This window comes from Nonomuraea deserti, from assembly GCF_004348685.1.
GTDB lineage: Bacteria > Actinomycetota > Actinomycetes > Streptosporangiales > Streptosporangiaceae > Nonomuraea > Nonomuraea deserti.
The window spans coordinates 1-7735 of the sequence record NZ_SMKO01000307.1; the positions used below are offsets into that span (position 1 = coordinate 1).

7 protein-coding genes are annotated in these 7735 nt (G+C 71.7%); 3 read left to right on the forward strand and 4 right to left on the reverse strand.

The genetic code is table 11. The features are described from left to right. Nucleotides 1–98: 98 nt before the first annotated feature. The 3 genes from E1292_RS48480 to E1292_RS48490 are packed head-to-tail and all read right to left on the reverse strand — an operon-like array spanning nt 99 to nt 2619. A complete protein-coding gene (locus E1292_RS48480; RefSeq protein WP_132606564.1) occupies nt 99–722 on the reverse strand; it encodes a CoA transferase subunit B in 624 nt (207 codons plus the stop codon). Then, nucleotides 722–1465 carry a CoA transferase subunit A gene (locus tag E1292_RS48485; protein WP_132606565.1) on the reverse strand — a complete coding sequence of 248 codons (744 nt, stop codon included), beginning with the start codon at nt 1463–1465 and terminating at the stop codon, nt 722–724. Before E1292_RS48485 ends, E1292_RS48480 begins: the two co-directional genes overlap by 1 nt. Further along, nucleotides 1462–2619, reverse strand: coding sequence for a 4-hydroxybenzoate 3-monooxygenase (locus E1292_RS48490; RefSeq protein WP_132606566.1), 1158 nt, complete (start codon nt 2617–2619; stop codon nt 1462–1464). Before E1292_RS48490 ends, E1292_RS48485 begins: the two co-directional genes overlap by 4 nt. Before the next feature lie 79 nt (nt 2620–2698). Here E1292_RS48490 and E1292_RS48495 point away from each other — a divergent pair, with 79 nt between their 5' ends. Further along, complete coding sequence (locus E1292_RS48495; protein ID WP_132606567.1) at nt 2699–3454, forward strand: IclR family transcriptional regulator; 756 nt, start codon at nt 2699–2701, stop codon at nt 3452–3454. Here the strand turns inward: E1292_RS48495 and E1292_RS48500 are convergent. Next, a complete protein-coding gene (locus E1292_RS48500) occupies nt 3451–5217 on the reverse strand; it encodes a thiamine pyrophosphate-dependent enzyme (protein WP_132606568.1) in 1767 nt (588 codons plus the stop codon). The two genes, E1292_RS48495 and E1292_RS48500, sit on opposite strands and share 4 nt — an antisense overlap. 87 nt (nt 5218–5304) lie before the next feature. Between E1292_RS48500 and E1292_RS48505 the strand changes: the two genes are divergently transcribed. Together E1292_RS48505 and E1292_RS48510 are read left to right on the forward strand one after the other, a co-directional pair. Continuing rightward, nucleotides 5305–6198 (forward strand): SDR family oxidoreductase, encoded by an 894-nt coding sequence (locus tag E1292_RS48505; RefSeq protein WP_132606569.1) that lies wholly within the window; start codon nt 5305–5307, stop codon nt 6196–6198. Nucleotides 6199–6257: 59 nt separating this feature from the next. After that, entirely contained in the window at nt 6258–7688 is a 1431-nt protein-coding gene (locus E1292_RS48510) for an NAD(P)/FAD-dependent oxidoreductase (RefSeq protein WP_132606570.1), read from the forward strand. Nucleotides 7689–7735: the final 47 nt, after the last annotated feature.

Genomic DNA, 7735 nt, shown 5'->3' on the forward strand with positions numbered 1-7735 from the left:
GCGGGCGGGGGCGCGCGCGACCGTGCTGCGGTAGCCGGGGCTCAGGTACGGAGGATGGCTCATGGTGTTCCTTCGACTCTCCAGCGCGGGCTTCGGGGTCATGACAGGTCGGCCGCCGTCCTGGCGCGCACCTCGCCGGCGGTGACGCCGGGGGCGGTCTCCACGAGCTTCAGCCCGCCGGGGACGACGTCGATGACGGCCAGGTCGGTGATCACGCGGTCGACGCAGGACCGGCCGGTGAGGGGCAGCGTGCAGGCGGGCAGGATCTTGGGGTCGCCGTCGCGCGTCGTGTGCTCCATGACCACGATGACCCGGCGGGCGCCGTGCACGAGGTCCATGGCGCCGCCCATGCCTTTGATCATCTTGCCGGGGACCGCCCAGTTGGCCAGGTCGCCGGCCTGCGACACCTGCATGGCGCCGAGCACCGCCACGTCCACGTGGCCGCCGCGGATCATGCCGAACGACAGCGCCGAGTCGAAGTACGACGCCCCGGGCGCGACGGTGACCGTCTCCTTGCCCGCGTTGATCAGGTCGGGATCCACCTCGCCGGGCAGCGGGTACGGCCCGACGCCGAGGATGCCGTTCTCCGAGTGGATGACGACGGTGCGGTCGCCGAGGTGGGCGGGGATGAGCGTGGGCAGGCCGATGCCGAGGTTGACGTACGAGCCGTCGGGCAGCTCGTCCGCCGCGCGGGCCGCCATCTGCTGCCGGGTCCAGGCCATCAGGAACGCACCTTCCGCCGCTCGATGGGTTTGTCCGCCGCCTGCGCGGGATCCAGCACCAGCACCTTCTGCACGAAGACGCCGGGCAGGTGCACCTCGTCGGGATCGAGCTCGCACAGCTCCTCGACCTCGGCGATGGTGACCCGTCCCGCCATGGCGGCCGGCGGGTTGAAGTTCCGCGCGGCCTTGGCGAACACCAGGTTTCCGTAAATGTCGCCACGTGCGGCCCGTACGAGCGCGAAGTCCGTACGGATGCCGTGCTCCAGGACGTACGAGACTCCGTCGAACTCCCTGACCTCCTTCGGCGGAGACGCCACCGCCACCGACCCGTCGGAGCGGTAGCGCCACGGCAGCCCGCCCTCCTCGACCAGCGTCCCCACGCCCGCCCTCGTGTAGAAGGCCGGGATGCCGCACCCGCCGGCCCGCAGCCGCTCGGCCAGCGTGCCCTGCGGGATCAGCTCCACCTCCAGCTCGCCGGCCAGGTACTGCCGGGCGAACTCCTTGTTCTCCCCCACGTACGAGCCGGTGACGCGGGAGATGCGCCCCGCCGCGAGCAGCTCGCCCAGACCGCGCCCGTCGGTGCCGCAGTTGTTCGACACGACGTGCAGGCCGGACGTGCCCTGCCCGAGCAGCGCCTTGATGAGCACGGCGGGCACCCCGGCCAGGCCGAAGCCGCCGACCGCGAGGGACGCGCCGTCCCCGATTCCCGCGACCGCTTCGGCCGCCGTACCAACGATCTTCATGGCATTCCCACGTAGTTCTCCGCCAGGGTCGTCGCCGCGGCCTCGGACGAGGTCACGTAGTCCAGGTAGGACAGCTGCAGCCGGCGCGCGTACGCGTCGTCGTCCTCGAACGTGTGCAGCAGGGTGGTCATCCACCACGAGAAGTGCTGCGCCCGCCACACCCGCGTCAGGCACGCCCGCGAGTAGCCGTCGAGCGACCCGGCCGAGCCGTGCTCGAAGTAGGCGGCCAGCGCGCCGGTGAGGACGCGGACGTCGGCCACGGCCAGGTTGAGCCCCTTGGCGCCGGTGGGCGGCACGATGTGGGCGGCGTCGCCGGCCAGGTAGAGGCGGCCGTACTGCATGGGCTCGGCGACGAACGCCCGCATGGGCGTGACGGCCTTCTCCATGATCTCGCCGGTGGCCAGCGTGAATCCGGGCACGCTCTCCAGCCGGGCCTTCAGCTCGGCCCAGATCCGCTGGTCCGGCCACTCCTCCACCCGCGCGCCGGCCGGGACCTGCAGGTAGAAGCGGCTGACCTCGGGCGTGCGCATGCTGTGCAGGGCGAAGCCGCGCTCGGTCCTGGTGTAGATCAGCTCCTCGGACGACGGCGCCACCCTGGCCAGGATGCCCAGCCAGGCGAAGGGATATTCGCGCTCGTAAACGCTCAGGACACCCTCGGGGATGGACGGCCTCGACACGCCGTGGAAGCCGTCGCAGCCGGCGACCACGTCGCAGTCGAGCCGCTCGCCGCCGAACGTCAGGTACGGCTGCTCCGTCTCCAGGCCGTGCAGTGCCACGTCCTCGATCTCGAACCGCACGTCGCCGCCCGCCGCGAGCCGGGCCGCGATAAGGTCCTTGACCACCTCCTGCTGGCCGTACACGGTGATGCGCCGGCCGGGCACCAGCTTCTCGAACGGGATGCGGTGGCCCGCGCCCCCGTACCTGAGCTCGATCCCGTTGTGCGGCAGCCCCTCGCGCAGCAGGCGCTCGCCGACACCGGCCTCGACCAGCGTGTCCACCGTGCCCTGCTCCAGCACCCCGGCTCGGACCCGCCGCTCGACGTGGTCGCGGCTGCGCTTCTCCAGCACCACGGAGGAAATGCCGCGCAGGTGGAGCAAGTGGGACAGGAGCAGACCGGCGGGCCCGGCGCCGATGATCCCGACCTGAGTTCGCATATACGGAGCATCCTGCCTCCAGGTGCGATCAGCCGAACCAACCCTTCCACTGGATGGAAGAAATATGCAGGATTGACCCATGGCAGGCGGATCTCGCGCTCCCGGGCGTTCGGTGACGTCCAAGGTGCTGGCGATCCTGGGCGCCTTCGACCCGGCGCACCCCCAGCTCACCCTGACCGAGCTGGCCAGGCGGAGCGGGGTGGCGCTGAGCACGGCCCACCGCCTGGTCGCGGAGCTGGAGGAGTGGCAGGCGCTGAGCCGCGCGCCCGACGGCCGGCTGCGGGTGGGGCTGCGGCTGTGGGAGCTGGGCCAGCTCGCGCCCGGCCGGCTGCAGGACCTGGCGCATCCGTGGCTGCAGGAGCTGTTCGCGGGCACCGGCGAGAACGTGCATCTGGCCGTCCGCGACGGGCTCGAGGTGCTCTACGTCGACAAGGTGCACGGCAGGCGGGCGGTGCCCATCGTGTCCAGGACCGGCGCCCGGCTGCCCATGCACCCGACGGGCGTGGGCAAGGCGCTGCTGGCGTACGAGCCGGAGTGGTTCGTCAAGGCGTACCTGGCACGCAAGCTGGAACGGCCGACCCCGCACACGATCACCGAGGCCGGACGGCTGACCAGGGAACTGGCGACGGTGCGCTCCCAGGGGTACGCGCTGACGTACGAGGAGATGACGCTGGGCTCGTGCTCGGCGGCGGCGCCGATCCTGGTGGACGGGCGGCCGGTGGCGGCCCTCGGCATCGTGGTCTCCCACCGGCGCGTGCGCGAGCTGCCCCGGCTGGTCGAGCCGCTGCTGAGCGCCGCCGCCGGGATCACCCGGGCCTGCGCCGCCAGCGTCTAGTCCATCAGCTTCCTGATGCGGTCCTTGAACAGGGTCGTGGCGATGGCGGCCTTGTGCGGCTGGCCCTTCAGGAACGCCTGCGCGAAGCTCTTGGCCTGGTCGTAGGAGACCTTGCCGGGCATCGGCGGCTCGTTGGGGTTGACGTCCACGTCCACCAGGGCCGGACCGTCGTGGGCGAGCGCCTGCTGGATCGCCGGCGCGACGTCGCCCGACTTGGTGATCTTGGCTCCGAAGCCGCCGCACGCCCTGGCCCAGGCCGCGAAGTCGGCCTCCGGCTGCTCGTAGCGCACGCCGTGCTCCGGGTAGCCGAGCACCATCTGCTCCCACAGGATCTGGCCGAGCGAGTTGTTGTTGTTGATGACGACCTTGACCGGCAGCCGCTGCTGGACCGCCGTCAGGAACTCGGCCATGAGCATCGAGAAACCGCCGTCGCCGACGTACGCGATGACCTGCCGGCCAGGGAAGGCGTGCTGCATGGCGATGGCGTACGGGAGCCCCGGCGCCATGGTGGCCAGCGTGCCCGACAGGTAGAACTCGCGCTCGCCGCGGATCGTCCAGTGCCGGGCCGCCCAGGTGGCGATGGTGCCGCTGTCGCAGGTCAGGATGGCGTCGTCGGCAGCGAGCCGGTCGACGACGGACATGGCGTACTGCGGGGCGATGGGGTCGCGGTCGGGGTCCTCCAGGGCGTCCATGTCGGCCCGCCACTTCGCCATCATCTTCTGATATTTCGCCAGATGAGCGTTGCCGTCCCGGCGGGACAGCAACGGCAGCAGCGCCGCCAGCCCTTCCTTCGCGTCGCACACCACCGGCACGTCGGTCGCGATCCGCGCCCCCGCCCTGGTCGGCTCCGCCTCGAACTGCACCACCCTGGTCTTCCCCGGCTCCGGCAGGAACTTCGAGTAGGGGAAGTTCGTGCCCACCATGAACAGCACGTCGGCCTCGTCCATCAGCTCCTCGCTCGGCCGGGTGCCGAGCAGCCCGATCCCGCCGGTCGTGTACGGCGAGTCGTCGGGGACGACGGCCTTGCCAGGAAGCGTCTTGACCACGGGAGCTCCCAGGGCCTCCGCCACGGCCAGCACCTCGTCCCGGGCGTGCAGCGCGCCCTGGCCGACGAGGATGGCGGGGCGTTCCGCCCGGTTGAGCACCTCGGCGGCCCACTCGACGTCCTCCTGCCGCGGGATGCCGGGCGACTGCAGGTAGACGGGCGAGGTCTGCGGCGGCCTGGCGGGCGCGACCTGCTCGTACGGGTCCGCCCCCGCCTCCGCCACCTGGATGTCGTTGGGCAGCGTGAGGTGGGAGACCCCGCGCCGGGCGTAGGACGTCCTGATCGCGAGGTCCACCAGCGAGGGAAGCTGCGCCGGGTTGGAGATCATCATGTTGTACTCGGCCACGTCGGCGAACAGCTTGTCCAGGTGGACCTCCTGCTGGTAGCCGGTACCCAGCACGGAGGTCTCCTGCATGCCCGTGATGGCCAGCACGGGCACGTGGTCGAGCTTGGCGTCGTAGAGGCCGTTGAGCAGGTGGATGCCGCCGGGCCCAGAGGTGGCCAGGCACACGCCGATCCGCCCGGTGGCCTTGGCGTAGCCGGTGGCCATGAAAGCGGCGGCCTCCTCGTGGTGGACCAGGACGAAGCGCACCCTCTCGCGGTGGCGCCGCAGCCCTTCCATGATGCCGTTGATGCCGTCGCCGGGCAGGCCGAAGACGGTGTCGACGCCCCACTCCGCGAGCCGTTCGATCAGGGATTCCGCTGCGATTCGAGCCATGTGTGCGGCACTACCCCGCACTGCCGGACACAGACGCCTTTACGTAGTTCGTTGTCATTTCCAGGCATTCGCGGGTAGTGGAGCAACATGCGCATACTGGTCACGGGAGCCACGGGAACGCTGGGCGGCGCGCTGCTGCCCGCGCTGGTCAGGGCTGGGCACCGGGTGCGCGCGCTGAGCCGGAGGGAGCGGGAGAGCACCGGGCGCGTCGAGTGGTTCTGGGGCGACCTCATCTCCGGCAGGGGCGTCGCGGACGCCGTGCACGGTGTGGACGCGATCGCGCATCTCGCCACCAGCGGCCCCAGGGGCCGCGGGGCCGCGGACGTCCACGGCACCCACCGGCTGCTCCTCGCCGCCCGCGAGGCGGGGGTGCAGCACCTGCTCTACACCTCGGTCGTCGGGGTGGACCGCGCCGCCATCGGCTACCTCGGTCACAAGCTGGAGGCCGAACGCCTGATCGGGGAGAGCGGGATCGGCTGGACCGTCCTGCGCGCCACGCGGTTCCAGCAGTCCCTGGACCAGCGGCTGCGGGCGTACTCGTCGTTCCCCGTGATGCTCGTCGACCGCTCGCTGCCCTGGCAGCCGGTGCACACGGGCGAAGTCGCCGCGCTGGCGGCGGCGCTGCTGGCGGGCGGGCCCGAGGGCAAGGAGTTCGAGTTCGGCGGACCGCAGGTGATGGACACCGAGGAACTGGTGCGGACCTGGCTGCGGGCCAGGAACGTGCGCCGCCCGTGCCTGCCCGTGCACTACCCGGGCAGGCCGTACGCGGCCCAGCGCGACGGCGAGCTCGTCACGGACGCCGACTCCAGGGGCGTCATCACCTGGTACGACTATCTCCACCCCGCGCCGCCCGCGCTGTCGGACGACTTCGCCACCGAGCACACCGCCTCCCCCACCAGCCCGGCGAACCAGCCGGAGAATGACCCTGACCTGCACGTATACGGCGGCGACGAGGGCTACGAGCGGCCGACACGAAGCTAGTCCATTGCCCCGTTCTGTTACACATCGTCCTCTTGCTCCGTATATGCCGGTAATAGACAATGTGTTCGGTGACGACCGGCATCCCGCTGACCCAAGACTTCGCCAACGGCGACGTCTCCTTCTGGTACCGGCAGATCGGCCTGCCCGCGCGGCGGCCGGCGCTGCCCGGGCCGCGCGACTACGACGTCGCGATCGTGGGCGGCGGATACACCGGCCTGTGGACCGCGTACTACCTGAAGCAGGCCGACCCCGGCCTGCGCATCGCGATCCTGGAGAAGGAGTTCGCCGGGTTCGGCGCGTCCGGCCGCAACGGCGGATGGTTGTCGGCCGAGTTCGCCGGATCCAGGAAACGGCACGCCGGGGCGCGCGGCCGGCAGGCGATGATCGACCTGCAGCACGCCATGTTCCGCTCCGTCGACGAGGTCATCGCGGTGGCCCGCGAGGAGGGCATCGACGCCGACATCCACAAGGGCGGGCTGCTCCACGTCGCGACCAACCCCGCCCAGCGGCGCCGGCTCCGCGCCGAAGTGGCCGAGCTGCGCGGATGGGGGTACGGCGAGGCGGACATGCGCCTGCTCGCCCGTGACGAGCAGGCCGAGCGCGTGCAGGCCGCCGGCACGCTGGAGGCCGCGTACTCGCCGCACTGCGCCCGCATCCAGCCCGCCAAGCTGGCCGTCGGCCTGGCCGCCGCGGTCGCCCGGCTCGGCGTGGACCTCTACGAGGACACCACCGTGACCGAGCTGCGGCCCCGGCGCGACGGCCGGAAGGCCACGGCGGTCACCACGCGCGGCGCCGTCACCGCCGACTACGTCATCCGGGCCACCGAGGGCTTCACCGCCGGGCTGGCCGGCCAGCGCAGGCAGTGGCTTCCGATGAACAGCTCCATGATCGTCACAGAGCCGCTGCCCGCCGAGGTGTGGAAGCACCTCGGCTGGTCGGGCAACGAAACGGTCGGGGACGAGGCGCACGCCTACATCTACGCCCAGCGGACCGCCGACGACCGCATCGCCATCGGCGGCCGGGGCGTTCCCTACAGGTTCGGGTCGCGTACCGACACCCGGGGCGCCACCCAGCCGCAGACCGTCGCGCTGCTGTGGCGCATGCTGATCAAACTCTTCCCCGCGGCGGCCGACGCGCGGGTCCAGCACGCCTGGTGCGGGGTGCTCGGCGTGCCGCGCGACTGGTGCTCGACAGTGCACCTGGACCACGCCAGCGGGCTCGGCTGGGCGGGCGGCTACGTCGGCAGCGGCGTCACCACGACCAACCTGGCCGGCCGTACCCTGCGCGACCTGGTGCTGCGGCGGGAGACGGAGCTGACGGGACTGCCGTGGGTGGGGCGCCAGGTGCGGCAGTGGGAGCCGGAACCGCTGCGGTGGGCCGGCGTGCAGCTCATCTACGCCCTCTTCCGCGCCGCCGACCGTAACGAGAACGAGCGTGGCACCACCACCTCGGTCTATGCCCGCCTCGCCGACCTCATCTCCGGCCGCTGAACGGCCCTCCCCTGGCCCAGTCCCGAGCCCCCGACTCGGACCCTCAC

Excerpts from the sequence above, each read along its gene's own strand:
- E1292_RS48490 (WP_132606566.1), bottom strand. The coding sequence starts at position 2,619 with ATGCGAACTCAGGTCGGGATCATCGGCGCCGGGCCCGCCGGTCTGCTC.
- E1292_RS48485 (WP_132606565.1), bottom strand. The coding sequence starts at position 1,465 with ATGAAGATCGTTGGTACGGCGGCCGAAGCGGTCGCGGGAATCGGGGAC.
- E1292_RS48505 (WP_132606569.1), top strand. The coding sequence starts at position 5,305 with ATGCGCATACTGGTCACGGGAGCCACGGGAACGCTGGGCGGCGCGCTG.
- E1292_RS48480 (WP_132606564.1), bottom strand. The coding sequence starts at position 722 with ATGGCCTGGACCCGGCAGCAGATGGCGGCCCGCGCGGCGGACGAGCTG.
- E1292_RS48500 (WP_132606568.1), bottom strand. The coding sequence starts at position 5,217 with ATGGCTCGAATCGCAGCGGAATCCCTGATCGAACGGCTCGCGGAGTGG.
- E1292_RS48495 (WP_132606567.1), top strand. The coding sequence starts at position 2,699 with ATGGCAGGCGGATCTCGCGCTCCCGGGCGTTCGGTGACGTCCAAGGTG.
- E1292_RS48510 (WP_132606570.1), top strand. The coding sequence starts at position 6,258 with ATGTGTTCGGTGACGACCGGCATCCCGCTGACCCAAGACTTCGCCAAC.